Source organism: Pedobacter sp. GW460-11-11-14-TSB4 (assembly GCF_059423705.1).
Window position 1 is genome coordinate 46,091 of sequence record NZ_JBWKYI010000009.1, and the last position, 26,630, is coordinate 72,720.

Sequence of the window (26,630 nt, forward strand, 5' to 3'; positions counted from 1 at the left end):
GTATTTTATACAGATTAAACTGTCATTACATCTTTTTCTTTAGCTTCAGCGTGTTTATCAACCTTGATGATATAAGCATCGGTTAATTTTTGCACTTCGCCTTCACCTGTTTTAATCTCGTCATCAGAAACACCTTCACCCTTTAATTTTTGAATTTTAGTGTTGGCATCTTTACGGATGTTACGAACGGTAATGCGGCCTCTTTCGGCTTCTTCCTTAACTTTTTTCACCAGGTCTTTTCTGCGCTCTTCTGTTAAAGGTGGTACCACCAGGCGGATCACGATACCATCATTTTGAGGATTGATACCAATATTCGCTACCTGAATAGCTTTTTCAATTGCAGTTAGAAGTGATTTTTCCCAAGGTTGGATGACGATTGTTCTGGCATCAGGCGTATTAATACTGGCTACTTGTGATAATGCTGTAGCGGCGCCATAATAATCCACGAAAATACCATCCAACATTCCAGCTGATGCTTTACCAGCTCTGATTTTAGTTAATTCAGATTCACAATGATCGATGGCTCTTTCCATTGCAGATTGAGCATCCATTAATTGTAATTGTATGAGGTCGTTCATAATTGTGTGTATTTCTACAAAAATAATAATTTTTATTCCTTATTTAACCAGGGTTCCAATAGGTTCGCCATTAGCGATTTTCATGAAATTGCCATGTTTGTTCATATCAAACACAATAATCGGCACTTGGTTTTCTTCGCAAAGGGTAAAGGCAGTCATATCCATTACATTAAGGCCTTTATCGTAAACTTCTCTGAAAGAAATTTCTTCGTATTTAGTGGCTAATGGATCTTTTTCTGGATCTGCGGTATAAATTCCATCAACACGTGTTCCTTTTAAAACAACGTCTGCTTTGATTTCAATGGCACGTAAAGCAGCAGCCGAATCGGTTGTGAAGTATGGGTTTCCGGTTCCGGCACCAAAAATAACCACACGGCCTTTTTCTAAATGTCGAACAGCTCTTCTGCGGATAAATGGTTCGCAAATCTGCTCCATTTTAATTGCAGTAAGTAAACGTGTTTTAATACCAACTTTTTCTAAAGCATCTTGTAAGGCCATAGAGTTGATTACCGTAGCCAACATGCCCATGTAATCGGCCTGTGCTCTGTCCATCCCACTTTTTTCGGCGCTTAAGCCCCTAAAAATATTTCCTCCTCCAATTACGATTGCGATTTCTAAGCCTTTATCGTGTACTGCTTTAATATCTTCAGCGTATTGTTTAACGCGTTCATTATCAATACCGTACTGTTTGTCGCCCATTAGCGATTCTCCACTAAGCTTAAGTAGGATGCGTTTGTATTTCATGACCCCAAAAATATTAACAATTTTTTAATACCTAGCTATGGTTTTTAATAATTGATGTAAATATTTAAATAGAAACACTCATTTAAAGAAAAAAGGGCAATGTCTTAAAATATTGCCCTTTTTGTGCTATCATTTTTATTGAGTTGCGGCAAGCCGGTGGCTTATATCGTTTCGCCTCTGAAGATTACCTCTTTTAAACTCAGTTCGTCATCCAATACCAATAAATTTGCCTGGTGCCCGGTTGCTATAGTTGCAGTAAGGTTTTCTATTCCAATCAATTGAGCAGGGTAAAGCGTTCCCATTTTAACGCCATCACTTAAACTGATCGCACAGTGTGTTACACAGTTTTTAACGGCCTGTAACATCGTTATTGATGAGCCAGAAAGTGTACCATCGGGCATCACATATTTATTCTCCTTTTCAACATGCTGATATGGGCCGGTAGAACAGGCGGTAACCGCATCTGTAATCAGGAATAAACGTTCTTTTAAAAGTTTCTGTGCAAATTTAAGTACTTCGAAATCTACATGCTGCCCATCGGCAATAATGCTGGCCATTGCCTTATTGTGATTAAAAACAGCTGTTGGTATTCCGGGCTCGCGATGGTGGATAGGACTCATGGCATTAAAGAGGTGGGTGGTGGTTTGGATACCTTTGTTATAAGCTGCTGTTGCCTCATCAAAGGTTGCATTACTATGCCCTAATGAAACCACAACACCATGGTCAAGTAAATATTGTATTACCTCATCATCCTGGATTTCTGGCGCTATCGTCATCATTTTAATTACTCCATCACCAAAATCGATTAATTCCTTAATTTCATCCAGCGAGGCTTTCCGTACAAACGCAGGCACATGGGCGCCTAAACGTTTTGGATTCAAAAACGGGCCTTCTAAGTGCAATCCCAGGCAATTTTTTGCAGCTGACCGATGTTCTTTAGCTGCTTTGATACATGCATTAAAAACTTCGGAAGAATTTGTTGCCATACAAGCTAAAAAGCCCGTGGTTCCTTTTTTCAGCAGATCATCTTCCATGATGGTTAATGATTCGACCGTTGGATCGGCAGAGAATAACCGGCCTGCAGCGCCATAAATCTGTAGATCAATAAATCCCGGAATCGTTAATGATTGGCTCGTTTCTTTATTTTCGGAACTATTAATAATAGAAATGGTACTGCCTTCAATTAAGATATCCTGGTTACTTTTTATCTCGTTATCCTGAAAGTAGGATGTATTGGTAATTACTTTTGGCATATCAAACGTTTGAGTAAATTTAATCTTACACGGTCAAAGTTAAATATTGTAACTATATATTTGATCAATAAGATAAAACCTGACCAAATGAATGAAAATCAGCCAAATAGAAGAAGTTTTTTAAAGGCCGGACTAACTTTAAGTGCTGCTACCTTAGTAGCGCCATCTGCTGCCATTGCAAGCGTACCCCTTAGAGAAGATGAATTTAAAATAGCAGTCGGCCCTTATTTACAAACCAACTTTAATAACTCGATGACCATTCTTTGGTTGACCAATAAAAATGCTGCAGGTTGGGTAGAATTTGGAGAACAGGCCGATCAGTTGAGCCAAAAGGCTTACGGAAAAGCTGATCTGGGTTTAATGCAAGCCAATAGCAAGCTGAATGCAGTAACACTCAAAAACTTAAAGCCAGGAACGAAATATTATTATAAAATAGTTTCCAAAGAAATTAAAGATTTCCAGCCTTACAAATTAACTTATGGTGCAACGGTAAGCAGTGCTGTTGAAGAATTTGTGAATGCCGATCTGGCTAAGGAAGAGGTTTCGTTTTTAATGATGAATGATACGCACGATCGGCCAGAATCAATCCCTCAGTTGTTAGGACTTGTTCCGGATAAGAAGCAGGATTTTATTTTCTTTAATGGAGACATATTCGATTATCAAACCGACGAAAAACAGATCATCGAGCATATGCTCCAGCCCTGTGTAGATAATTTTGCAAAGCATACGCCTTTTATTTACGTAAGGGGTAATCATGAAACACGTGGTAAATTTGCACGCGAATTTCCACAATATTATATGCATGTTGGCCATGCGGCTTTTAGCCTGGGGCCTGTTCGCTTTGTTATTTTAGACACTGGTGAAGATAAAGAAGATGCACATCCGGTATACGCAGGTATTGTCGATTTTGACGATTACAGGGTGCAGCAGGCCGAATGGCTTAAAACAGAAATAAATTCGAAGGAATTTAAAAAAGCACCATTCAGAGTGGTGTTAATGCATATTCCGCCACGCTTTTCTGGCGATGCCCATGGTCCAAAACATTGTACTGAGTTATTTGAGCCTTTGTTGAATCAGGGTAAGGTAGATTTAGTTTTAAGTGGTCACACCCATAAATATATGGTGCATCAACCTGATAAAGCGCTAAACCATTATCCTTTGATTATTGGTGGCGGACCAAGAACAGGAACAAGAACAATCACCAAAATAAAAGCCGATCGAAATAAACTCGTGGCGAGTATGATTGATGATTCTGGTAAGGAAGTTGGCAGCTATACTGCGTTGAGGAAGTAGGAGGGTTGCATGCGGCAATCAATTGGTATCGAAACTCCACTCGTACCGTCATTTCGAGTGAAGTGCAACGTAGTTGAGAAATCTGTATAGATAGATCTCTCTGTTCCGCTGCGCTTCAGTCGAGATGACGCCCTTTCCTAAAATATATAGGCATAAAAAAAGCTCCCGATTCAACATCGGGAGCTTTTTAATATGTTTTTTAGTGCTTATGCACCTAATTGTACACGTTTGAAAGCAGATACAGTTAAACCTTTAGAAGTGTTATCTAAAAATTTACGTACATCGATAGAGCTATCTTTAACAAACTCCTGGTTTAATAAAGTACTGTCTTTGTAGAATTTATTCAATTTACCAGCAGCAATTTTCTCCACCATTTCTTCAGGTTTGCCTTCTTGACGGATAACGTCTTTAGCAATCTCGATTTCACGTTCGATAGTAGCAGGATCAACACCGTCTTTATCAACAGCAACTGGGTTCATTGCAGCAATTTGCATAGCAACATCTTTACCAGCTTCAGTAATATCTGCGCCATTAGCACCTTCAAATACTACTAAAACACCCATTTTACCATTAGAGTGGATATAAGAAACGATTTTCTCACCAGATATATTTGCGTACTCCTGAATAACGATTTTCTCTCCGATTTTACCGGTTAGTTCAGTTATGGTTTCAGCAACTGTACGTCCATCTTCCAAAGTAATTGCTGATAATTCTTCAGTATTAGCAGGATTGTTGGCAACTGCAGCAGCTAAAACAGCTTGAGCTAGGTTACGGAAATCTTCCACTTTAGAAACTGGCTCAGTTTCACAAGCTAAAGCAACTAATTTACCATTTGTGCCATCCGCTGAAACATTGATTGATACCAGGCCTTCAGAAGTAGCATTACCAGAACGAGCGGCAGATACTTTTTGACCTTTTTTGCGCAATAAATCAACAGCAGCTTCGAAATCGCCATTAGCTTCTAATAATGCTTTTTTGCAATCCATCATACCAGCACCAGTTTGTTGGCGTAGTTTATTTACATCAGCGGCAGTAATTTGTACTGTAGACATTTTATTTCCTTTTTTAAATTTTACAATCTTGTTATAACAATTACAGGTTACAAGTTACAAGCGCCAAGTTAAACTCATGTTAAGCCAACTTAAAACCTGAAACCAGTAACCTGCAATTAAAAAATATTACTATTCTTCTGTTTTAGTTTCTTCTGATGCTGACGCTTCAACTTCTGCCTCAGCAGCTTTTTTACGTCTTGGCTCTTTTGCTTCTGGAGCATCAGCTGCAGCTTTAGCCGCTACTGCTTCTTTTTCAGCCTCATCATCTTTTTCGCGTTTACGCTCATCTAAACCTTCTTCAATAGCTTTGATAATTACATCAGTAATTAAAGAGATTGATTTTGTAGCATCATCATTCGCCGGGATAGGGAAATCGATGTTAGAAGGATCAGAGTTAGTATCAACCATCGCAAAAGTAGGGATGTTTAATTTTAACGCTTCAGTAACTGCAATGTGTTCTTTCTTAACATCAATTAAGAATAAAGCTGCAGGTAAACGGTTTAAATCAGCAATACCACCTAAAAGTGATTCTAATTTAATACGCTCACGTTGAATCATTAAACGCTCTTTTTTAGATAAGATCGAATAAGTACCGTCTTTAGTCATTTTATCGATGTTAGACATCTTTTTGATTGACTTACGAACAGTAGCAAAGTTGGTTAACATACCACCTAACCAACGCTCGGTTACGAAAGGCATGTTTACTTTTTTAGCTTGTTCAGCTACGATTCCTTTTGCTTGTTTTTTTGTTGAAACAAATAATACTTTACGTCCTGATTTTACGATTTGTTTAATCGCAGCCGCAGCTTCTTCAGTTTTAGTTAAAGTTTTATTTAAATCTATAATGTGAATTCCATTACGCTCCATGAAAATGTAAGGAGCCATTTTTGGATTCCATTTACGGGTAAGGTGACCAAAGTGTACACCTGCATCCAATAAGTCTTGATAAGTTGTTCTTGCCATTGTCTTTGCCTCCTGTGATTAACGTTTACTGAATTGGAATTTCTTACGAGCTTTAGCACGTCCTGGTTTTTTACGCTCAACCATACGCATATCACGCGTCATTAGGCCTTTAGCACGTAATGCAGGTTTTTTCTCCGCATCTAGTTCAACAATCGCTTTAGCAATAGCTAAACGAACAGCTTCTGCTTGTCCTTTTACTCCACCACCTTGTACATTTACAGTGATATCATAACGACCTACAAGTTCAGAAACTTCTAAACTTTGGTTTACGATATATTGCAATGGTAAAGTTGGGAAATATACTTTGTGATCTTTACCGTTAACGGTAATTGCGCCAGCACCATCTTTTAAGTAGATACGTGCAACAGCTGTTTTTCTTCTTCCTGAAGTGTTAGTAACTGACATTTCTTAAAGTTTAATGGTTTTTGGAGATTGAGCTGCATGAGGGTGAGTTTCACCAGCATACACAAAAAGATTGGTGTATAATTTTTTACCCAATTTAGTTTTCGGTAACATACCACGTACCGCTTTCTCGATTACACGTTGAGGGTGTTTCGCCATTAACTCCTTAGGAGAAATAAAACGTTGACCACCTGGATAACCAGTATAAGAAACATATTGCTTTTCGCTGAATTTGTTTCCTGTCAATTTAACCTTGTCTGCATTGATAACAATTACGTTATCGCCGCAATCTACGTGTGGGGTGTACTCAGGCTTGTTTTTACCACGGATGATCATAGCGATCTTCGATGACAAGCGCCCCAAAATCTCGCCTTGCGCATCAACAACAATCCACTGTTTGTTAACAGTTTTCGCATTGGCCGAGACAGTTTTGTAACTTAACGTATTCACTTGCTTGTATTTAATTTATTAAACAATTTATTATTCCCATTAAATTTGGGACTGCAAAGATAGATAGAATACTTTTATTATCAAATAGTTGATTGAAAAATTTTTACGTTTTTACCTGACAATCGTCATGCTGAATTTATTTCAGCATCTGATAGGCTGTATATTTTTTAGGTTGTGAAAAGCAAAGCCGGAAATTTTTTGGTTGGGTTCAGCCGGACTCTACGCTAAATCTTTTAAATGCATCTGTTTCACCGGTTGCAGATTTTTAGCGCCTTAGCATGACATTGTGAACGGAAACTACAAATTAAAAGGATATCGCTGCAATCCTGTTTATAACTTCGGCTAGTGGAACTATTTGTAGTTAGGCTTAAATATTGAATCGCAATCTTGTCACAAATCATCAGGCATATAACCAATCCTTTTTCTCGGTCCAATTTTCTTATCGATTAGTTGATCAAGATAACTAAAAACCAGTTCGATGTTTTTATCATGGTTATCCACTTTTCGTTTGATTTCGGCGATTTCCAATTTGAGTTCGCCATTATCAAGAATAAATTGACGGATACGGGAGAAAATCCTTACAATTTGGATATTTACCTGAATGGCCTGCTTACTGTTTAAAACACTCGATAGCATAAGCACACCATGTTCGGTAAAAACATTAGGTAAATAGGTTCTTCCACCTCTTCCATTTTTTGAGGTCGCAATTTGCGACTTCAAGTTTAACCATTCTTCATCAGTTAGTTGAAACATGAAATCTTCTGGAAATCTATCTGAATTTCTACCAACTTGCTCATTAAGGCGTTTAGTTTCTACACCATAAAGTTCGGCCAGATCGCTATCAAGCATTACTTTAAGGCCTCTTAGTTCGTAAATTTTATTAACTACAATATTGTCAGGGATGATAGGAAGCATTTGTTTCGCTGTCATATCATTTTTGGATTTGACTTGAAGATACAAAAATTGATTTATTTACGCCAATAGTGAATCTATAATTTTTTTAATCCTCTCTTCACGTTCTGCATAATTTCCACTGATCTGAATATAGTTTATCCCACGTTTTTCTAGCTCGCCTTTAAATAGGTTAAACATTTCTAAGCGCTGGTCTCCAAAATCGCGTAGGTGATCGGCTACCCATTTTACATCAATATCCAATAGGAAATATAAATCGTAGCGGATTTCGTTTTCCAGATCATTCAGAATCTGTGGAACTTCGTTCAGGTAATATTGCGAATAAATTTTTGTGGTAATCAGGTCGGTATCACAAAAGACAACCTTATTGGCCATGCTGGCTTTTTCTTTTACCCTTTCGGTTTGTGCTGTCCCAATTTTGATAATGTCATCAAGGGTAATATCGTTCGATGTGATTAATTCGCGTGCAACTTCAGGAACAAAGGTGGTTTGATAGTGCAAAGCCATTTTTTCGGCCATGGTTGATTTACCCGTACTTTCTGGCCCATAGAAACAAATCTTCTTTACAAAAAACGGGCGTACTTCTTTTGGGATAAATTCCCAGTATTGGAATGGTTTAGTTCTGATTAAAGTTGCGGAAACGGGGATAAATTTTCTTGGTTCGTCAAACAAAATATGTTCAGCATCTAAATTAAAAGCAAAAGGTTCTCCATAAAATTCAGAGCTAAAAAGCATGTCGATCTTTGGATATACTTCTTTCATTCTAATCGCCCAGATATTTGTCCGATCTTGTAAGGCTAGGGTTTCATCATCAAAATCATCCGCAATGATGGCGGGCTTGATGTTCGGCTGATCCTTAAATATTTCCTTGATCCATTTGAAACGCATAGCCGGATCAATCTTGTCAGCAGGTGTATAACTCATCGAAACAATCAACTCATCACATTCTGAGGCAGCGAAATTAATCAACGCAATATGCCCGTTATGGATAGGCATAAATTTGCCAATCACTAAACCTCTTTTCATGCTGGTTTAGAATAGCTTTTATACTCTTTTATCCAATGCCACAACGCAAATGCAGCAATAACGGTAAAAATTAAATATTCTATTCCCATAAATTTGATGCCTTTTAAAAAGTATAGGTAAGTAGCCACTACATCGATGATCAGCCAGATAATCCAGCATTCTATCCTTTTTTGGATCATTAGAAAAGTGGTGATCACGCTCATTACAAAAATAAACGAATCGACAAAAGGATAAGCACTTGGCAAGTTAAATAACATTGGGAGCCAATTGTGGAGCTGACTGGCTAGTGTACCCATCAGTAATGTACCAACAATGCCAATAACCAAGAATATTAGAAACTGTTTTATCGGCATAAAACTAATTTTAAGTTCTTTGTTTTTATCCTCTTCTTCAGGTTTTGGATTCGCCCATCGCCACCAGCCCATTATGTTGGTTACAAAAAAGAAAACCATCAGAAACATATCGGGGTAAAGCTGGCTTTGATAGTATAAAAAGGCTGATAGGAATACATTAACAATACCTGCAGGCCAGCTCCAGATGCTTGCTTTTGCCGAAAGAGAAACTGAAATAATCCCCGTAATTACTGCGAAGAATTCCAGATAGCTCATTTTATAGCCAAGAACAGTAAAAAATATAGTGTGAGCATCGAAAAAATCCATCCTTTCCTTTTTGAAGATTTACAAAATGCTAATGTAAATAATTATTTGGGGCTAGTGGTTTCCTGTTGGCAAACAATCAAAAAATATGGCTGTTATAAGAATATCCATTAGGTGATCGCCGTATTTATTAACCACAGATTTCGTTTATGCAGTATATCGACCAGATTTTCGGTTATCCAATTCCTTTGTTTTTTAAGAATCTCATCATTGGATTAATAGCGGTATCTCTTGGCATTTTAATCAAGTTTATCATTCACAAAACTTTCATCCTGCTTTCGCGATGGTGGGATTTTATCATTATAAAATCGACAGTGAAGCATTTGAGGAGACCTGTAGCTATTTTTATTCCCTTATTGTTCCTTAACTTCTCGTTAACGCTGATGGAGATGGCGCCAACATATCGTCTTCCAATAACCAAGATATTGGAAATTGCACTTACGGTTACTTTTGCACTTATTTTGGTGAGGGCAATTAACGTTTTGGAAGATTATTTCTACCTGAAATATGACCTAAACAAAGAAAATAACCTAAAGGAACGTAAAATCAGAACGCAGTTGCAGTTTGTTCGAAAATTTATTGTTTCGCTTATTATTTTAATTACTGCTGCTATTATTTTATTGAGTTTTGAAAGCATGCGTAAAATCGGGGCTGGCTTACTTACGGGAGTTGGTATAGGTGGGATTATCATCGGTTTTGCAGCGCAGAAATCCCTTGGAAATTTATTGGCAGGCTTTCAGATTGCCTTTACCCAGCCGATCAGAATTGATGATGTTGTAATTGTAGAAGGCGAATGGGGAAAAGTCGAAGAAATTACTTTAACCTATGTGGTGGTTAATATCTGGGATCAACGACGGTTGATCTTGCCGATTACCTATTTTATTGAAAAACCATTTCAAAACTGGACCCGTGTTTCTGCTGATCTGCTTGGAACGGTTTTTTTATATCTTGATTATACCATCCCGATTGAGCCATTGCGACAAGAATTAACCAGGTTATTGAATGCTAATCCACTTTGGGACAAACGTGTAAATGTAGTACAGGTTACCGATAGTACAAAAGATGGCGCCATCGAAGTCCGATTTCTGATGAGCGCTTCTAATTCTTCAAGGGCTTTCGATTTACGTTGCCATGTAAGGGAAGCTATGATTTCGTTTATTCAAACAAATTATCCTGAAAGTTTACCGAAGAAGAGATTGGAGTTTGAGAAACAGTAATTACATGTCAGTCTGAGCCTGTCGAAGACTCCCTAAATACTTCGACAGGCTCAGTATGAGAATTGCCCGTAATTATTTAAACATGCCTTTCAGTTTTGCCAATTTCTCTTGCAAATCGCCATCAGCATCTTTTGGTTCATTACGTGGTTTAAAAATAGGCTTGCTGTTATTGGGTTTGTATTCTTGCTTAGGCTTGTGTTCTTTAGACTCCCGACTGCGGACTTCAGACTTCGGACTAACTTCAGTTTTCATTGAAAGCGAAATTCTTTTACGCGCAGCATCAACTTCCATAACGGTAACTTCTACCTTTTGATGAACTTTTACCACATCATTTGGGTTAGCCACAAAACGGTTGGCCAGCTGACTGGTGTGAACCAGACCATCCTGGTGTACGCCGATATCAACAAAGGCACCGAAGTTGGTAATGTTGGTTACAATTCCAGGGAGTTTCATGCCCACTCTTAAATCTGAAATCTCGTTTACGCCATCGGTAAAGCTAAAAGCTTCAAACTGTTCACGTGGATCGCGGCCAGGTTTTGCCAGTTCTTTTAAAATATCCGTTAGTGTTGGTAAGCCGATTTCATCTGTTACATATTGTTGTGGTTTGATCTGCTTTTGCAATTGCGTATCTTTCATTAAAGCTGAAACCGTAGTACCGAGATCTTTTGCCATTTTATCTACTACGGCATAACGCTCAGGGTGAACACCGCTGGTATCCAAAACATTTTCTGCATTGCGGATGCGTAAGAAACCTGCTGCCTGCTCGTAAGCTTTATCGCCCAAACGAGGTACTTTTTTCAGACTTTCACGGTTTTTAAAAGCACCGTGTGTATTTCTATAATCAACAATATTCTGTGCTAATGTTGGTCCTAAACCCGAAACATAGGCTAAAATCTGCTTTGAGGCAGTATTTAATTCTACACCAACAGCGTTTACCGCACTGATAACGGTATCATCCAAACTTGCCTGTAATTTATTCTGATCAACATCGTGCTGATATTGACCAACACCGATAGATTTCGGATCAATTTTTACCAGTTCAGCCAATGGGTCCATTAAACGGCGACCAATTGAAACGGCTCCACGTACGGTAATATCCTGCGTAGGGAATTCTTCTCTGGCTACTTCTGACGCTGAATAAATAGAAGCGCCACTTTCGTTAACCATTACAATGGTGATGTGCGGTAAATTCAACGCACGAACAAAAGCTTCGGTTTCTCTTCCTGCAGTACCGTTACCAATGGCTATAGCTTCAACATTATGTTTCTCGCAAAGCTGTTGGATAGTAAATTCGGCATTTTTCACATTTCCTTGTCCGGTATGCGGGTAAATTGCCGTATTTTCTAACAACTGACCTTGTTTATCTAAACAAACCACTTTGCAGCCTGTACGGAAACCGGGATCGATCGCCAATACATTTTTTTGTCCCATTGGAGCTGCCAATAACAATTGACGTGCATTTTCGGCAAATACGCGGATGGCTTCTTCATCCGCTTTTTGTTTGGTGAAAACACGAAGTTCGGTTTCCATTGCTGGTTCCAACAAACGTTTGTAGCCATCTTCTAAAGCCTGCTGGACCTGCTTTGAAGCTGCATTATTGCCTAAAATAAACTGGTTTTCTAAAATAGCAATGGCATCTTCTGCCGGTGGAAGTGCATCTAATCTTAAAATCAGCTCCTTTTCTCCGCGGCGCATGGCCAGAACACGGTGCGATGCAGCTGTTTTAACCGGCTCGTTCCATTCGAAGTAATCTTTATATTTAATGCCTTCTTCTTCTTTTCCTTTAATCACTTCTGATTTAAAAGAGGCTTTTTCCTGAAAATAGGTGCGCATTTTGGTCCGTGCCTCTACATTTTCAGAAATCATTTCAGCAATGATATCCCTTGCACCTGCTAAAGCTTCGTCAAGTGAATTTACACCTTTCTCTGCATCGATAAATTTATCTGCTGACGCCTCCAAATCAAAAGCATGCTGCTCAAATATCTGCAAGGCCAAAGGTTCTAACCCTTTTTCTTTTGCTACCGAAGCACGTGTTTTACGCTTAGGCTTAAACGGCAGGTAAATATCTTCTAAAAGCGAAATGGTTTCTGCTTCGTTGATCTTTTTTTCTAGTTCAGGTGTTAACTTGCCAAGCTCGGTCATCGATTTCAAAATCGCTTCCCGGCGCTTGTCTAAATCGCGCAACTGCAAAACCCGATCGCGGATTGCTGCTACCTCAACCTCATCTAAGCTACCGGTTGCTTCTTTACGATAACGTGAAATAAAGGGAACTGTAGCACCTTCATCTAACAGATTTATGGTTGCGGTTACTTGTTTTTCTGCAACTTTTAATTCGGCTGCAATTATTTTATGGTGGGTTAACATATCCTAAAGGTAAAAATTAAAGGAAGCAAAGCTAATCAGGATTTGCGGGATTTAATGATTTTTAGCACGAAGTTTTCCACGAAAATTTGTGAGTAAGTTTTTGAAAAAAAGCAATAATTATATTCATCAGCGTTCGATCATTTTTCCATTTATGATCAGCCAGTTGTTAGGGAAAAGTTTTATAAGTCTCTGCTTTTCAGCCGCTGTAATCTTTCCGGTGAGTTCTAATCTTCTAATTTGAATTTTACCTAGTTCATCAGGAATTGCTATATCTTTTGTGAACTTGATCCTCAATGTGCCTATGCTTTTTAATGTATAGAGTTCTTTTGGAATTTCGCTAATGTTGCTCATTGAAAGATCGTCGGCACTGGTTTTATTGCCGAAAACAGAAGTTTCGGATGGTGCACTGTCTTTATTAACTATTGCCCAGCTCATCTCCGGTTTCATAGTGAAATCTTTGTTGTTTTGGGATAAACCGATAAATCCAGCCCAGATTTCCATATTGTGCTTTGTGTGGCGTACTGCGTCTTCCAGAATAAAAGGGACTTTTACAATTTCAGAAGCCAGATTGTTTACGCTGGTAATTGGTTTTAAACCTGTTTTGTTTCCTTCTTTGGTATAAGGAAAGAACTTTACAATCCAGCCGTCGATTGTATTTACCGTTCCATATTTCTTTTCGGTATGGTATTTTACCATGTTCATCCAGAAATCTTTATTTACTTTTCCTTTTTTTGCCGCTATAATTTCTTCGATAATCGGGATAAGTTCGTTTGTCCACCATTCTAATTTATACTGAGACAGGTATTTTGTTTTCTCCAGTAATTTCTTCCAATCCTGAGTGGTGCCTTCAATGGTAATTTTCGGGATCCCACAGCCAGTGATAATCACTTTAAATTCGAAATAAGATTTTACGGTTTCCATAATCGTAACCTGGCTCACCACTTTCGAGGTGGGCGTGGTCGTGCTAAAATCGGAGGTTAAAACACCTACCAATTTTTTACCGGTATAATCGTTAATCTGCTCGTTAAACTGTGGGAAAATTGAAGCCCAATCTGATTTGGGATTACCAAGCACAATTTTGTCTGAAACAACGGTTAAAGTTTTCTTGCCTTCAAAGCCCACCATCTGTGGCCTGAGCTCTTCCGCATTTTGAGTGATATGCCGGGCAAAACCCTGACTAATCAGCAACCAAAAAATATCAGGGGAAATAACAAATGGCCTATGATCGATATAAGAATTTAAAATGCCCGTTAAAAAAGGATGTTCTCCATAATAAACTAAACTATCGGGCAAATTTTCTACATTTTTTTCAAGATCTGCCTTAAGCGTTTTAAGTATTTCCTGATTAGGAACAACAGGAATCAGCTTGACTGGTTTCGAAAGTGTTTCAATTTCTACAACTGTTGCTTTTTGGCAAAATGATTTGGCAGAGATAAAGAGAAGTAGGAGTAAAAGTATTTTTTTCATCAGGCTAACGTTTTTTAGAATGGTTTACTAGACTGATGCTTTTTTGAGCTGCTTTCCATAATCCACACATCATCTACCCGGATGAAAATACCAGAAGCGTTATGATTTCTTCTTTTTGACTTTCTCCAAATCTCTTTCTGCTTTAAACCTGGTGATTCTGGTAATCAGATCTAGCGGCAAAGGTTTATCTAAAGGAAACTGTACAGCTCCCTTGCTCCATTTATACTGTGCAAACTCTTCTTTAAATGCCTCTATTCCTGAGCCGGTTGGATAAAAGCCGATGTGTTTAGCATAACCTGCAAAATAAACCAATACGGTGTTCCGTTTGAAGGCGGGCATCCCATAACTGATTACTTCTTTGGCTTCTGGTACGGCCTGGTGGATCGTTTCGCGGATTTGCTGTAGCAACTTTTGTGTTTCTACCGGGAAATTGGCAATATACTGGTCAATGTTTTCTGGTTTGGGCTGTTCCATGGTCTGTAATTTTGTAAGCTGAATTTACAAAATTTCTTAAAAACCTATTCACTGATCTGGATATCGTATTTGTGCAATAGCCCGGCAAGCCCGGATTTTGAAAATCTTGCCTTTTTGATCCTGTTATTGTCCGGATCGATGGAGTAATGATAAGCTGTTCTAAAATCGGCCTTTTCGAGGATAGTCCTGTCGAAAGTTGCGTTTAATAAATCACAGTTGTCGAAAGTTGAATTAGCTAAATCGCTTTCTGAAAAGTCGACTTCATGTAATTGTGAATTTTTGAAATCCATTTTCTTTAGTTTTAGTTTGTAGAAGGAAGAATGATCCAGTTTACAATTGCCAAAAGAAAATGCCAGTCCAAAATCGTTACAGTTTTCGAACCTTAAGCCCAGCATTTTGCAATCCTGGAAGTTTACATCAATAAATGAGGTTTTGGTAAGGCTTGCCAGACTTAAATTACAAGAGATAAATTCGCAGTCTAAAAATTTTACACCACTTAAATCAGCGCTGGAAAAATCACAGTTAGTGAATTTACAGTTTTCGTATTCTGCTTTTGGGAGTGCCCGTAAGGTAAAATCGGCTTTTTCGAATATTTGGTCGGCTATGTAATTATCAGGCATGAATATAGATTCTTTATGCCACGAATATAAAAATTATCTGAAGGTTTTTGGTTTGAGCAGGAAACTGAATTAGGTTTCTTGTATAGGCTTGGGTTAACTAAACCCGACAGGAATGAAAATACTTTTTGATGTTGATTGCTGCAGAAGATTGCTTCGTCATTCCTGCCGGCAATAACAATAAATGGAGCTGGTAATCGGCCAAAAAGATTGCAATGGATAGCGGGGCTGCTGAAACCGAAGAATTGCTGACATTGATTTTCAAATATTTGCCACGGAAACACGGAGGGCACGGAAATGGAGGAATAAAAAAATCCCCCAAATTCCTTTGGGGGATTTATATCTTTTGGTCTTTGCCTAAGCTTAGACTAATAATTTGTAATTACTTTTTAACGTACATTACCTCTTTTACCGCTTTAACTACGCGCTCAGCATTTGGTAAGCTTGCTGCGATTAAAGTTGGAGAGTATGGAAGTGGTACATCGGCACAAGTGATACGTAAAACTGGTGCATCTAAATAATCGAATGCATGTTTTTGAACCATGAAGGCAATTTCTCCAGAAAGAGATGCCAAAGGCCAGGCCTCTTCTACCACAACCAAACGGTTGGTTTTCTTAACAGAAGCGATAATGGTATCGTAATCGATAGGACGTACAGTACGTAAATCGATCACTTCAACATTAATTCCTTCTTTCGTTAATTCTTCTACAGCCGGGTTTACAACGCGTGTTAACATTTTACCGAAAGTAACAATAGTTACATCGGTACCTTGTTTGGTTACGTTTGCTTTTCCTAATTCGATATAGTACTCTTCAGCAGGAACATCGCCTTTATCGCCGTACATTACCTCAGACTCCATGAAAATAACCGGATCCTGATCTATAATTGATTGTTTTAATAATCCTTTTGCATCGTAAGGAGTAGCTGGTACTACCACTTTTAATCCTGGTGTATTTGCAAACCAGTTTTCGAAGTTTTGAGAGTGTTGTGCACCTAACTGACCTGCGTTACCTGTTGGGCCACGGAAAACCATTGGGCAGGAGAACTGACCACCGCTCATTGATAAAATTTTAGCAGCACCGTTGATAATCTGATCGATAGCTACTAATGAGAAGTTAAAGGTCATGAATTCCACAATTGGAATAAGGCCTGCTGTTGCTGCACCAGTTGCAATACCTGCGAAACCTAATTCGGCAATCGGGGTATCGATAATGCGTTTCGCACCAAACTCGTCAAGCATGCCCTGACTTACTTTGTACGCACCGTTATATTCTGCTACTTCTTCACCTAATAAAAAAACGCGGTCATCTTTACGCATTTCTTCGCTCATGGCTTCGCGTAGTGCTTCTCTAAATTGGATTTCTCTCATTGTAAATTTTAATAACGGTGGCAAATATAATTATTAATCGCTTTGAAACCAAAGGCTATAATGCCTATGTTTTGTAATAATTATAGGTAATCTGACTAATTATTTGATGTTTTTTAAGCTGTATTTTTTGTTTATCTGTCGAAGTGGGAAATAATATTGGGTAATTGTGTTTTTGATAAGCTTATTGTATTAAAGCTTAAGCTTTTTCCGAAATATCTTCTCCAAAATGGATATGATTACCGTAGTTGTCTAAAATAGAAATCTGATAGGCTATCAACACCTATTTTTAACTTCCAGTTTAGTGCGACGAGAAAGAGTGCTGTAGCTTTATTCATTCTTATAGGTTTTCTAAATCATTAATGTCTTTTGCTCTAGCAGAAGACTTTTTAGCTAGTAAGAGATCATGATAATTTATAGTTCTTATTTTTAATCCATCTTCTTCAAAGAAAACTGAATTCGGATAACATTCTTCAAAACTTAGTCCTTTTACCAGGATCATTAAATCGATTGATATTGGCGGTCTTCCAAAACTAAAGACTTCCCAATCTGGATGATGAAGGAAATTTTCTTTTGTCATATCGAAAACTGGCATGCCGAATTGAAAAAAAGCATTGAATATCTTTCTATAATTTTCCGCAGTTCTCTCCACCCAAATATCCATATCTCCAGTCGTTCTGGAATATCCATGAAGAATTACCGAATATCCACCAACTAGAATATATTTTACATCATGATTATTTAGCGCCTGAATAAATTCCCGGAAATCATCATTGAAAATATTTCCCATTATCTTCTACTTCGAACAGAAAATACAGATTTATCCATTTTGGGAGGGTCATTTTCTGGATAGTTAAAAGCTACACTATTTAAATAGTTTGCAATTCTTAAACGCTCTTGCCACGATAGGTTTTTATAATAAATCCGATCGGCTTTACTGGCTTCTTTTGCAGTTTGTGCATTAAATGCTGTTCTATCTAAACGGTACATACTCAAATATAAAAAATGTTTAGCTGGATTTAATGATTTGGGTTTAATAATCCATAAATCTCACTATCGAGAAACTGGCCCCTGAAATAATAATCTTGCTTAAAATGTGCTTCTTTTACAAAACCATGTTTGATCAGCATTTGCCTGGAAGCATCATTTCCTACGTTAATATTAGCACTGATGGTGTGTAGGTTAACATCTTCAAATCCAAATGCAATTGATTTTTTCAGTGCTTCTGAAATAATTCCTTTTCGCCAGTAATCGGGATGAAGCATGTAACCAATTTCGGCCCTATGGTTTGCAAAATCGGTGCGCCAATAACCTACGGACCCTATCATTTGTTTAGGATTTTCTTTTAAGGCAATTACCCAGGCCAGGTTATCGCCATTTTCGTAGCCATTTCTGAAACGGGAAATAAAATCTTTGATCTCAAAAATATCTTTGGGCCTTTCCCTATCAATGTATTTCATTACATTTTCGTTGGTACGCATGGCAAAAAGGGTTTCGGCATCAGCAAGATCGTGTTCGCGTAGAATTAAACGCTCGGTTTCGAGAACCGGGAATTTTGTGAAATTTAAGGTAAGCATTTTTAAAGATCTTCTTTTTCTAAGGTAAATCCATACTTCTCTGCAAATTCTTTGACTTCAGATTCAAAAGATTTTTTGGCATGATGAATTTCTTGATTTTTAATATAATTGGTCACTGCTTGCAAACCAGATTCGCTAACGGATACAGCAAAATAATCATCCTGCCACATAAAAGGTATGTCTGTTAGCATATTTTTGTTGATCCAAAATGAGGATTCTCCTTTTATGAGCTGCGCTATTTTTGCAATTGTTTGCTCTCTTCCCAGAGATATCAGGCAGTGCATGTGTTCGGTGTATCCATTAATTGCCTGTAGGAAAATAGATTTTTCTCTACAATTATCCATAATGTGTTTTTGAACTTTATAGCGGATGTTTTTTGTTAAATAGGGATGTCGGTTTTTAGTTGAGAACACAAGGTGAACCCAAATTCTTACATACGACATAATTGATGATTTGATTAATCTAAATATAAGGAATTTTTGCAGTCTGTTAAAACAGACTGCGAGGAAATACAAATTTGCCGATAACTAAAATTTACGCTATTCATTGCAATTGGCTTCAGCCAACTGCAATGAATATTATTTTCCAAACAAAGTTTTATAAATAGAATATTTGTAATTATCCTCAACAGCGCTGGCTACAAAATAAGGTGCTTCAAAAAGTTCGGTTAACTTTTTTCTTAACTCAGCAAGAAATTCCGGCTTTATTTCTTCCAGATAAGCTCCTGATAGATTTTGCCTGCCAGACTTAAACCAAACGCCATCTACGCTCATGGTTTTCACTACATATAAATTGGGCTCTACAAAAGTTCTGCCCGAGAATTGTTCATATGCATAGGTGTATAATAAAGTCTGGATTAAAGCTTTGTTGATGTGTTTTCCATCAGAATTGAATAATTCCGGGATATCTTTAAAAGTCAGCTTATCGCTTCCGGTTTTATAGTCGATTATTTTGGTCACCCCATCTTTTACATCAACACGATCGATATAACCAAAAATTTTAACACTGGCTTCTTTTCCATTTAACGGAAAGCTGATTTCGGCCTCTACTTTTTGCTCCAGGCTAATGATGGTAAATGGCGTTTGTGCCGCATCCTGGTTTAAAATGATATTCACATAAGCATCAACAATGGATAAAATCACCTTTTGCATGCCTTTATACTCCATCACCTTATCGGGATTGTTGAACATTACGGCATTAAAAGCTTTCTGTATCAACGATGGGACTTTTTCCCGTTTTTCTTTAATGCGGTCTGCAGTAATTTCAGCAGACTTCAGATCCTGATAAAAATACTCCATCACTTTGTGCAGAATCGAGCCAATTTCATTGGCTTCAACTACAGCACTTACTTCCTTAGGTTCTTTAATCCCGGCAATGTAATTGAAGAAAAAATCTATCGGATTGGAGATGTATTGTGTAAGCGCAGAAGGTGAAAGCACTTTCTTTTTATCAAGGTATTTTTGAAGGGTTTCCTGAATAAAAGCGTTATTTGTTTTTTCGATACGCACTTCTTTAAAGGCTTCTGTTTTTACCTCGAGATTAAGCTCATTGTAGGTGAAATCGAAACCGCTTTCGTATTCCAGCTGCTTTAAAATCCTGCTGGCCTCGCCTGAAGTAGATTCGTCGGTCAAACTGTTATAAACAAAGTTGATATTCTTTGCCCTTTGCATCAGGCGGTAAACCATATAGGATGAAATGGCATCGAGGTTTTCAAGGACCGGAAGGCCATAAACACGGCGGATAGAATCGGGAATAAAACTGTTACCGATGGATGATTTAGGGATAATGCCTTCATTGAAGCCTAAAATCACCACCTTATCAAAGTTTAAGTTTCGGGTTTCGAGCAGTCCCATTACCTGGATGCCGTTTAAAGGATCACCTGAAAGCGGAACGGCAATGGCTTGCAATGATTTTTGAACCAAATAAATCACAAAAGGAATTTCTTCTTTGCCAATATGGTTACTAAAAGTATCGTGCAATCTGTTTAATTCCTGAATGGTTTTTACGAAAAGTTCGGCATCGATTTTTTTTAGTGTTTTCGCATTCGATAATCTCGTTAACACATAATCCAGAACATCCAATAAATTGGTTACCACATGTTGCGGATCGTCGATTTTTTTATAGAAAGCTTCAAATAATCCACTTTGACGCAGTAGGCGTTTATGGTCGATCTCCACTTCATTTTCTTCGAGTAATGCGGTTAAAATTTTATCGCGCATTTTCTGCGTCAGACCGGTTAAGGGGTGGGTTAAAAACGCCTCGACATTTTTGTAGGTTACCTTATCGCGTTGTAAAATTTCCAACTGACTGCCCAACCATAAATCAACCAAGCCAAAAATACTGGAGGTTGACAGGGCAAAACCCATAGTAACATTCAGGTCGATTTCTGTTCCGTTAAATGTTGTTGGAATAGTCTGTAAAGTTGGAATCAACAAACTTTCATCTGCCAAAACCACCACCGTTTTTCCAACTGTTTCGGCATTTGTATAATCTTCTTCTAAAATATTGTTTAAGATTTTGGCCTGTGCCGATTGCCCCTGCACTTTGAAAACATTCACCTGGTGCGCAGCTGTTTTCATTAAACTTTCCTGCTCTGCAAATACATTTTTTAGGCCAAGCTGGTTGATGTTTTTCCGTAAGAACAAACCTGCTTCCTGCGATACATCGTCTAAATAATAAGTATCCGCATCAAAATAAAACAAAGCTTTATCGGCATCTTGAAGCTGGGTGAATATTTTAGCCTCGGCACTGCTTAAGGCATTAAAACCAACAAAAATGATCTTACCCTGATCAAAATTCGAAATAAATTCCTGGTGATTGGTAATGTCGTCGGCCAGGTGGCGGTAAACAGAGCCATTGGTTAAATATCCCTGTTCTTTAAGCGTTGCATGGAATTTATGATAAAGTTTGGGCATCCTGCGCCACATCTTGATGAATAATTCCTGCTGTTTTTTATGTTTTCCTTCGGAATAGGAGGTCCAAAATTGTGAAAGGAACTCATATTGCTCTGGGCTTAAATAATCGAAATCTTTATTAATGACTGATATATCTTCCAGATCACGGTATAATTTTCCTGCATCAACCAGATCGGCATCAATCTGATTAAAATCACTTAAGATAATTTTGGCCAGTGGAAAAAACTTATGGCTCGAGATGCTTTCTAATTGTTCTTCGGCAAGCAGTTGGTTGTAAATCCCGTGTAAAGTGAAAAACTGGAGGTAAAAATCGGCTATTTTATAACTGGTAGAGTTGGCAAAAAATTCCTGAATGGTAAAAAATGATGGACTGAAAAAGGGTTTGCCGATGATATCAGCAAAGTGTTTCTGCAAATAAGCCGATGGCCGTTTATTGTTAAAAACAATAGCACAGTTTTCCAGCTGGTTTCCAAATCTGGTCACTAAATCTTCGGCAACTTCCTGTAAAAATGGTTTCATCTGCATATTATACTAATTTCAATTTACCCTTAACTGCGTAGAAAAGATAGGTTTTGATATTTTGATAACCCATTTCGGAAAGTAATACCCTGTAATTGTTCACCTGTTCGATATGTTTGTCGCTTTCTTCCAAAGTAAATTTATAGTCCAGAATAATTACTTCATCAGCATTAATCAGCACCCTGTCTGGACGGTGGAGTTTTCCGTGGGCATCAATAATATTTTTTTCTACGATGCTTTCACTTGCTTTACCTAAAATGATTTGAAGTTCGGGATTGTTTAATACTTCCAATGCCGAATCGATTAATTTCTGCTTTTCTTCTTCTTTGATAATGCCCTGTAGAACCAGATTGGTGCTATAATCATTTACCTCCTTTTCGGTACTGGCACTGGCCAAAATATCGTGCAATAGCGAGCCTTTTCTGCCTGATTTTTCAATATTGACCAAATGTTTTAAGTGTTTGTCTTCTGAGGGAATATAAAGCTCTGATAAGCGGGTTGTAGTAGGGTAACTTTTTAAGTTGATAAAATTGAATTCCTCAACTTTACTTTCAACAATTACATCATCTACAATTTCATATACCCCATTTTCATCAAACTGCTCATCAAAAGTAAAGTTGATCACATCGCCCATGTTGGATAATTTCAATTCCTTTTTGGCCATCGTGGCGATGTACAAATAATCCTTTGAGCGTGTGGTAGCCACATAAAGCATATTCAGGGCATCCATATTGTTATAAAGTAATTCCTCGTAATATGCTTTTGCAATTGCCGAATCGGCCAATGCCTCGTTGTATTTCAATGGAATGCCCTTGAGTTCTTTATAGACGGTTTCTTCTGAAGATACCCAAAAAGTGCCATTCGGTTTTCCTTTAATCTCCCAATTGCAAAATGGCACAAAAACCGCCCTAAAGGCCAGTCCTTTAGATTTATGTATGGTGATGATCTGTATCGCATCAGCACCTTCGGGCGAGGGTAGTGATTTTTTGATGCCGTCTTCTTCCCACCAGGTTAAAAAGGAAATAATGCCTTTTTCGCCAAGCTTGCCTGCTGACGCGGTTAAATCTCTAAAAGCCAGCAGATAGGGTAAATTGGCGGTCAGATTTTTTAAACCATAACTTTCAATTAAAATTTCTACGAGCTCGGGCAGCGGGAGCTGTAACCAGCTTTGCCAGTTCTCGCACAAGGCTACGGGTAAAACTGCTGTTAGGGTATTTAAAGGCTTATTGTTAAGATTCAGATAATGATTGGCATTGATCTCTTTATCGTGCAGCGAATGGTACAGTGCAATACAATTGGCTTTATATAATGCCGTTTGTGTTTCTAAACCAATCAGCACTTTTAAGGTATTAATGATGAGCTGTATGGCCGAGTTGTTCGAAATCAACAAAGCATCGCCCGATAAAACCGGTAAGTTATGCCCCATTAATTTTTTAACGGTTAGTAAGGCTTCACTATTCGAACGAACCAGAATGGCAATGTCTTTTAGGGCATACTGCTGTTCGTTTTTGAGGTGGTTTATTTCTTCAACAATATCGTCGAGGGCAATATCCCTGAAAACGGTTTCAGTAAAACGCGCTTCGTTAGGTGCATGATCTTTCCCAAACTTCTTAATTTTGATGGTGCCGCCCTTTAAAGTATTGGTGGCAAAATTTTGGGTCGAACCGCCATAAATATCGGTTATAATCTGCTGATAATGTTGCTCATGCCACCATTTAGAGATGCTATCAGGTTTCGTAGCCAGATTTTCATTCAGCTCATTCTGCAGGGTTAGTGGAATAGCTTTATAAAGGAAATTGTTGAAAGTGATAATATTCTCGGCACTTCTGTAGTTCTCTTCTAGACTTTCTTCCAATACATTTTCTGCGCCGACGTCTAATTTGGCATGTTTATGCAGGATGTTCCAATCGCCATTACGCCAGCGGTAAATAGATTGTTTGGTATCGCCAACAATCAGGTGATCGATTAAATCCTGACTCGGCGTAGCCATCGCATTGGTTAATAGTGATTTAAAACTTCCCCATTGGCTGGTAGAGGTGTCCTGAAATTCGTCGAACAAAAAGTTGCGGTAACGATTGCCCACTTTTTCCCAGATGAAGGAAGGGTTGTCGCCTGCATCTTCGGTAATCCCTGAAATCAGTTTCTGTGCATCGCTGATGAGGAGGTTGTCATTTTCAGCCCGATATTCTTTCAATAACACGGCAATTTCCTGCATCAACCTTAAATAGTAAAGGTTTTTATTAAAAGCGATGGCCAGGCTGTAATTGGGTAAATGGGCTAAATAATGTGCTTTTAATTTCTGGAGAATCGGATTTACGGTGTCGTAAGCTTCAGGGAAATTTGTGTTTTTTTGAAACCACTCCTCAGGTTCATCAATTAAATTAAACAGCGGTTCTATTTTAGAAAAATCGCCTCTGGCAACAAAAATAATCTTAGCCAGCGGACTACGCGATTTCCCTTTGAGGTGTTCGGTTTCTACGCCGATTACATTCAGGGCTTCGTTGGCTTCGGTAGCTAGTGCAATCAGTTCCTCTTCAAAATTTTTGATTTCGGCTTTAGTAACACTGATATATTTTTTGAATAATTCATCGATGTTTTCCAATCCGAGTGTACTTACCGCATCTTCGAAAATCTGGAAGCGCTCAGAAAATATTTCTCCGATCAGGTTATAAAGTTCGAATTTATAGTTCCAGCTTTTGTTGTCGCTGATGCGCTCGATAGCCAGATCGATGATCCATTGTAAAAGTTGTTTGTTGTGGTCTAAAGCTTCGTCGAGTTTATTCACGAGGTCATCTTTCACCTTATCATAATTCATTTCTAAATTATAATCGGCATTGAGTCCCAGCTCGAAAGCAAAACCACGAATTACTTTTTGCACAAAACCATCAATTGTACTTACCGAAAAGCGGCTGTAATCGTGCAAAATTTTGCGGTAAATCTTATCGGCTTTAAACTGTAATTCCTGTTGACTTACTGTAGGGTAAGCCTGTAAAATCAGTTTCCGATAATCGTCGATTTTTTTAGATGGATTGCCTTTCGCCAGTCCGAGCAGTACCTCGAGAATCCTCGTTTTCATTTCTTCGGTGGCCTTGTTTGTAAAGGTTACCGCTAAAATTTCGCGGTACTTATTGTCTCCACTAAAAAGCAGCGTGAGGTAATGTGCCGTAAGACTGAACGTTTTACCGGAACCTGCAGAGGCCTGAAGAATTTTGAGGGGTTGGGGCATAATGTTTTCTTTATTCCTCCGATGTAAATCGAGAGGTACCAGTAGGGCAGGGTGGTTTTAATTTATAATATTGAGTTGTTTTTATCGGAACTTTCAGGGGGGTATCAAGGAGGAATAATCCCATACTCTGCAATAATATATTTTTCTAAACCCATGATTACAAAATCCATTTGTTTCATTACATCATCAACTGAGATGCGGTATACTTTTAAACCCAAAGAAATTAAATAGTCTTCTCTTAGTTTATCATAAGCCTGTTTATCATCATGGCTACATCCATCAATTTCAATGACTAAGCCAAGCTTTTTGATATAAAAATCAACTATATAATTACCTATTATGCGCTGTCTGTCAAAATCAATTTTATGAAAGCGTTTTTTGGTTATTTGCATCCAAAATAATACTTCTGGCAAATTTCCAGCTTGGCGAAGTGCTTTTGCCCTTTCTTTTAACCGGGGTTGATAAGGCAAATTTGTAATTGGTGTTAGCTTTAAAGTTGTTCCGTTAATTATGATATCTTTTTGCAAAATGTTTTTTAACACCCCGTCCTTCGGACACCCCTCTGGGAGAGGGGAATTCTGGGCGCCTAAGCTGGCATGGGGGTTAGTTTTCTGTTGCATTTTTAAGTTGGGTTATTCCCCTCCTTTGGAGGGGTGCCCGCAGGGCGGGGTGGTTTAATCTTACCCTAACTTACAACAATTTAAAATTTTCGCGAAATCATGATATCAACAATTCATGAGGATCAGACTTTTTTGCTTTTCCGTTTATTGAGCGTTTTATGGCTAATTCTTGCAGGGCGTTCGGCCATTTCGATTGGAAGGCCAAGCAGATCGCGGATTACAACCGAAGCACAGGCCCCGCCAAATGCTGCGGGCAGATAAGAAACGGTGCCATAAGCCGAACGCTTGAAATTACTCCCATCAGTCATGATCATCGAGTTTTTATCCATTTCCTCTGTGGAGAAAACAGCTTTTATTTTTGCTGCATTGGCAAGTTTATTCAGCCTTTTGCGTACATAACTGGCAAAAACACATTGATAGGTATCAGGAAGCAGGGTAATTCTTAATCTGGTGGGGTCCATTTTACCACCAGCACCCATTGAGCTTACAATAGGAATATTCTTTTCCAGTGCCGTTCCTAACAAAGTGATTTTGGGCATTACACTGTCGATGCAATCCATGATGTAATCGAAATCAGACTCTAAAATTTCCCTGCATTTTTCCGGCGTAAGAAAAGTGTTTACCACATGGAGTTTTAATTCGGGGTTAATGGCCAGTAAACGCTCTTGCATAATTGCAGCTTTGCTTACACCATGATTGGTTGCCAAAGCTGGTAGTTGCCTGTTCCGGTTGGTCGGGTCAACTACATCACCGTCTACAATAGTCATTTCGCCAACGCCTGAGCGGCAGATAAATTCGGCTGCAAAAGAACCTACTCCACCTAAACCAATTACCAGAACGTGTTTCGATTGTAGTTTTTCTATTCCATCATTTCCTACAAGGAGGGCAGAGCGCGAAAGCCAGGTAACATCAGACATAATTTTTGTAATTGACTGTATT

General features: G+C 38.3%; 25 protein-coding genes. 2 read left to right on the forward strand and 23 right to left on the reverse strand.

Going from position 1 to position 26,630, the window contains the following annotated elements; all coding sequences use genetic code 11:
• Nucleotides 1-14 precede the first annotated feature (14 nt).
• From frr to nagA, 3 genes are all read right to left on the reverse strand, one after another.
• Nucleotides 15-578 (reverse strand): ribosome recycling factor, encoded by a 564-nt coding sequence (gene frr / locus AC07YT_RS11085; RefSeq protein ID WP_086548080.1) that lies wholly within the window; start codon nt 576-578, stop codon nt 15-17.
• Nucleotides 579-617: 39 nt separating this feature from the next.
• The gene (gene pyrH / locus AC07YT_RS11090) at nt 618-1,322 is read right to left on the reverse strand and encodes a UMP kinase (RefSeq protein WP_086548079.1); all 705 of its coding nucleotides are present in this window, start codon (nt 1,320-1,322) and stop codon (nt 618-620) included.
• 161 nt (nt 1,323-1,483) lie between these two features.
• Nucleotides 1,484-2,575 (reverse strand): N-acetylglucosamine-6-phosphate deacetylase, encoded by a 1,092-nt coding sequence (gene nagA, locus AC07YT_RS11095; protein ID WP_086548078.1) that lies wholly within the window; start codon nt 2,573-2,575, stop codon nt 1,484-1,486.
• Nucleotides 2,576-2,662: 87 nt separating this feature from the next.
• Here nagA and AC07YT_RS11100 point away from each other — a divergent pair, with 87 nt between their 5' ends.
• Nucleotides 2,663-3,868 (forward strand): metallophosphoesterase, encoded by a 1,206-nt coding sequence (locus AC07YT_RS11100; RefSeq protein ID WP_086548077.1) that lies wholly within the window; start codon nt 2,663-2,665, stop codon nt 3,866-3,868.
• A 206-nt stretch (nt 3,869-4,074) separates the two neighbouring features.
• Here AC07YT_RS11100 and tsf read toward each other — a convergent pair whose 3' ends face one another.
• The 7 genes from tsf to pnuC all read right to left on the reverse strand — a co-directional run bounded on the left by tsf (nt 4,075) and on the right by pnuC (nt 9,281).
• Nucleotides 4,075-4,920, reverse strand: coding sequence for a translation elongation factor Ts (gene tsf, locus AC07YT_RS11105; RefSeq protein ID WP_086548076.1), 846 nt, complete (start codon nt 4,918-4,920; stop codon nt 4,075-4,077).
• A gap of 129 nt (nt 4,921-5,049) precedes the next feature.
• Nucleotides 5,050-5,883 (reverse strand): 30S ribosomal protein S2, encoded by an 834-nt coding sequence (gene rpsB, locus AC07YT_RS11110; RefSeq protein WP_057931874.1) that lies wholly within the window; start codon nt 5,881-5,883, stop codon nt 5,050-5,052.
• Nucleotides 5,884-5,901: 18 nt separating this feature from the next.
• Nucleotides 5,902-6,288, reverse strand: a complete 387-nt coding sequence (gene rpsI, locus AC07YT_RS11115; RefSeq protein WP_029279076.1) for a 30S ribosomal protein S9 — start codon at nt 6,286-6,288, stop codon at nt 5,902-5,904.
• Between the two features lie 3 nt (nt 6,289-6,291).
• On the reverse strand, nt 6,292-6,735 hold the full coding sequence (rplM, locus tag AC07YT_RS11120; RefSeq protein ID WP_010602007.1) for a 50S ribosomal protein L13: 444 nt from the start codon (nt 6,733-6,735) through the stop codon (nt 6,292-6,294).
• A 390-nt stretch (nt 6,736-7,125) separates the two neighbouring features.
• On the reverse strand, nt 7,126-7,665 hold the full coding sequence (locus AC07YT_RS11125) for an ORF6N domain-containing protein (protein ID WP_494945316.1): 540 nt from the start codon (nt 7,663-7,665) through the stop codon (nt 7,126-7,128).
• A 42-nt stretch (nt 7,666-7,707) separates the two neighbouring features.
• On the reverse strand, nt 7,708-8,673 hold the full coding sequence (locus AC07YT_RS11130) for an AAA family ATPase (protein WP_086548075.1): 966 nt from the start codon (nt 8,671-8,673) through the stop codon (nt 7,708-7,710).
• Nucleotides 8,670-9,281, reverse strand: a complete 612-nt coding sequence (pnuC, locus tag AC07YT_RS11135) for a nicotinamide riboside transporter PnuC (protein WP_494945317.1) — start codon at nt 9,279-9,281, stop codon at nt 8,670-8,672. Before pnuC ends, AC07YT_RS11130 begins: the two co-directional genes overlap by 4 nt.
• A 197-nt stretch (nt 9,282-9,478) precedes the next feature.
• Between pnuC and AC07YT_RS11140 the strand changes: the two genes are divergently transcribed.
• A complete protein-coding gene (locus tag AC07YT_RS11140; RefSeq protein ID WP_086548073.1) occupies nt 9,479-10,546 on the forward strand; it encodes a mechanosensitive ion channel family protein in 1,068 nt (355 codons plus the stop codon).
• A 72-nt stretch (nt 10,547-10,618) separates the two neighbouring features.
• On the opposite strand, the gene AC07YT_RS11145 is transcribed toward AC07YT_RS11140, so the two are convergent.
• From AC07YT_RS11145 to AC07YT_RS11205, 13 genes are all read right to left on the reverse strand, one after another.
• Nucleotides 10,619-12,910 (reverse strand): Tex family protein, encoded by a 2,292-nt coding sequence (locus AC07YT_RS11145; RefSeq protein WP_086548072.1) that lies wholly within the window; start codon nt 12,908-12,910, stop codon nt 10,619-10,621.
• 126 nt (nt 12,911-13,036) lie between these two features.
• Nucleotides 13,037-14,377 carry a DUF4419 domain-containing protein gene (locus AC07YT_RS11150; RefSeq protein WP_086548071.1) on the reverse strand — a complete coding sequence of 447 codons (1,341 nt, stop codon included), beginning with the start codon at nt 14,375-14,377 and terminating at the stop codon, nt 13,037-13,039.
• 99 nt (nt 14,378-14,476) lie between these two features.
• Entirely contained in the window at nt 14,477-14,851 is a 375-nt protein-coding gene (locus tag AC07YT_RS11155) for an iron chaperone (protein WP_086548070.1), read from the reverse strand.
• Between the two features lie 44 nt (nt 14,852-14,895).
• Nucleotides 14,896-15,471 (reverse strand): pentapeptide repeat-containing protein, encoded by a 576-nt coding sequence (locus AC07YT_RS11160; RefSeq protein ID WP_086548069.1) that lies wholly within the window; start codon nt 15,469-15,471, stop codon nt 14,896-14,898.
• Between the two features lie 379 nt (nt 15,472-15,850).
• Nucleotides 15,851-16,837, reverse strand: coding sequence for a pyruvate dehydrogenase complex E1 component subunit beta (locus AC07YT_RS11165; protein ID WP_029275017.1), 987 nt, complete (start codon nt 16,835-16,837; stop codon nt 15,851-15,853).
• Between the two features lie 337 nt (nt 16,838-17,174).
• Complete coding sequence (locus AC07YT_RS11170; protein ID WP_086548068.1) at nt 17,175-17,624, reverse strand: nucleotidyltransferase; 450 nt, start codon at nt 17,622-17,624, stop codon at nt 17,175-17,177.
• Nucleotides 17,624-17,824, reverse strand: coding sequence for a hypothetical protein (locus AC07YT_RS11175; protein ID WP_086548067.1), 201 nt, complete (start codon nt 17,822-17,824; stop codon nt 17,624-17,626). The genes AC07YT_RS11170 and AC07YT_RS11175 overlap by 1 nt, the downstream gene beginning before the upstream one ends.
• Nucleotides 17,825-17,853: 29 nt before the next feature.
• Nucleotides 17,854-18,411, reverse strand: coding sequence for a GNAT family N-acetyltransferase (locus tag AC07YT_RS11180; RefSeq protein WP_086548066.1), 558 nt, complete (start codon nt 18,409-18,411; stop codon nt 17,854-17,856).
• Nucleotides 18,412-18,413: 2 nt separating this feature from the next.
• Complete coding sequence (gene tnpA / locus AC07YT_RS11185; protein ID WP_086548065.1) at nt 18,414-18,854, reverse strand: IS200/IS605 family transposase; 441 nt, start codon at nt 18,852-18,854, stop codon at nt 18,414-18,416.
• Nucleotides 18,855-18,989: 135 nt separating this feature from the next.
• Nucleotides 18,990-21,845 carry a PD-(D/E)XK nuclease family protein gene (locus tag AC07YT_RS11190; protein ID WP_086549440.1) on the reverse strand — a complete coding sequence of 952 codons (2,856 nt, stop codon included), beginning with the start codon at nt 21,843-21,845 and terminating at the stop codon, nt 18,990-18,992.
• A gap of 7 nt (nt 21,846-21,852) precedes the next feature.
• Entirely contained in the window at nt 21,853-25,071 is a 3,219-nt protein-coding gene (locus tag AC07YT_RS11195) for a UvrD-helicase domain-containing protein (protein ID WP_086548064.1), read from the reverse strand.
• Between the two features lie 104 nt (nt 25,072-25,175).
• Complete coding sequence (locus AC07YT_RS11200; RefSeq protein WP_086548063.1) at nt 25,176-25,691, reverse strand: endonuclease domain-containing protein; 516 nt, start codon at nt 25,689-25,691, stop codon at nt 25,176-25,178.
• A 122-nt stretch (nt 25,692-25,813) separates the two neighbouring features.
• Nucleotides 25,814-26,608, reverse strand: a complete 795-nt coding sequence (locus AC07YT_RS11205; protein ID WP_086548062.1) for a tRNA threonylcarbamoyladenosine dehydratase — start codon at nt 26,606-26,608, stop codon at nt 25,814-25,816.
• Nucleotides 26,609-26,630 lie beyond the last annotated feature (22 nt).

Coding starts and splice junctions, on each gene's coding strand:
- frr (WP_086548080.1), bottom strand. CDS start 578: ATGAACGACCTCATACAATTACAATTAATGGATGCTCAATCTGCAATG.
- pyrH (WP_086548079.1), bottom strand. CDS start 1,322: ATGAAATACAAACGCATCCTACTTAAGCTTAGTGGAGAATCGCTAATG.
- nagA (WP_086548078.1), bottom strand. CDS start 2,575: ATGCCAAAAGTAATTACCAATACATCCTACTTTCAGGATAACGAGATA.
- AC07YT_RS11100 (WP_086548077.1), top strand. CDS start 2,663: ATGAATGAAAATCAGCCAAATAGAAGAAGTTTTTTAAAGGCCGGACTA.
- tsf (WP_086548076.1), bottom strand. CDS start 4,920: ATGTCTACAGTACAAATTACTGCCGCTGATGTAAATAAACTACGCCAA.
- rpsB (WP_057931874.1), bottom strand. CDS start 5,883: ATGGCAAGAACAACTTATCAAGACTTATTGGATGCAGGTGTACACTTT.
- rpsI (WP_029279076.1), bottom strand. CDS start 6,288: ATGTCAGTTACTAACACTTCAGGAAGAAGAAAAACAGCTGTTGCACGT.
- AC07YT_RS11125 (WP_494945316.1), bottom strand. CDS start 7,665: ATGACAGCGAAACAAATGCTTCCTATCATCCCTGACAATATTGTAGTT.
- AC07YT_RS11130 (WP_086548075.1), bottom strand. CDS start 8,673: ATGAAAAGAGGTTTAGTGATTGGCAAATTTATGCCTATCCATAACGGG.
- pnuC (WP_494945317.1), bottom strand. CDS start 9,281: ATGAGCTATCTGGAATTCTTCGCAGTAATTACGGGGATTATTTCAGTT.
- AC07YT_RS11140 (WP_086548073.1), top strand. CDS start 9,479: ATGCAGTATATCGACCAGATTTTCGGTTATCCAATTCCTTTGTTTTTT.
- AC07YT_RS11145 (WP_086548072.1), bottom strand. CDS start 12,910: ATGTTAACCCACCATAAAATAATTGCAGCCGAATTAAAAGTTGCAGAA.
- AC07YT_RS11150 (WP_086548071.1), bottom strand. CDS start 14,377: ATGAAAAAAATACTTTTACTCCTACTTCTCTTTATCTCTGCCAAATCA.
- AC07YT_RS11155 (WP_086548070.1), bottom strand. CDS start 14,851: ATGGAACAGCCCAAACCAGAAAACATTGACCAGTATATTGCCAATTTC.
- AC07YT_RS11160 (WP_086548069.1), bottom strand. CDS start 15,471: ATGCCTGATAATTACATAGCCGACCAAATATTCGAAAAAGCCGATTTT.
- AC07YT_RS11165 (WP_029275017.1), bottom strand. CDS start 16,837: ATGAGAGAAATCCAATTTAGAGAAGCACTACGCGAAGCCATGAGCGAA.
- AC07YT_RS11170 (WP_086548068.1), bottom strand. CDS start 17,624: ATGGGAAATATTTTCAATGATGATTTCCGGGAATTTATTCAGGCGCTA.
- AC07YT_RS11175 (WP_086548067.1), bottom strand. CDS start 17,824: ATGTACCGTTTAGATAGAACAGCATTTAATGCACAAACTGCAAAAGAA.
- AC07YT_RS11180 (WP_086548066.1), bottom strand. CDS start 18,411: ATGCTTACCTTAAATTTCACAAAATTCCCGGTTCTCGAAACCGAGCGT.
- tnpA (WP_086548065.1), bottom strand. CDS start 18,854: ATGTCGTATGTAAGAATTTGGGTTCACCTTGTGTTCTCAACTAAAAAC.
- AC07YT_RS11190 (WP_086549440.1), bottom strand. CDS start 21,845: ATGAAACCATTTTTACAGGAAGTTGCCGAAGATTTAGTGACCAGATTT.
- AC07YT_RS11195 (WP_086548064.1), bottom strand. CDS start 25,071: ATGCCCCAACCCCTCAAAATTCTTCAGGCCTCTGCAGGTTCCGGTAAA.
- AC07YT_RS11200 (WP_086548063.1), bottom strand. CDS start 25,691: ATGCAACAGAAAACTAACCCCCATGCCAGCTTAGGCGCCCAGAATTCC.
- AC07YT_RS11205 (WP_086548062.1), bottom strand. CDS start 26,608: ATGTCTGATGTTACCTGGCTTTCGCGCTCTGCCCTCCTTGTAGGAAAT.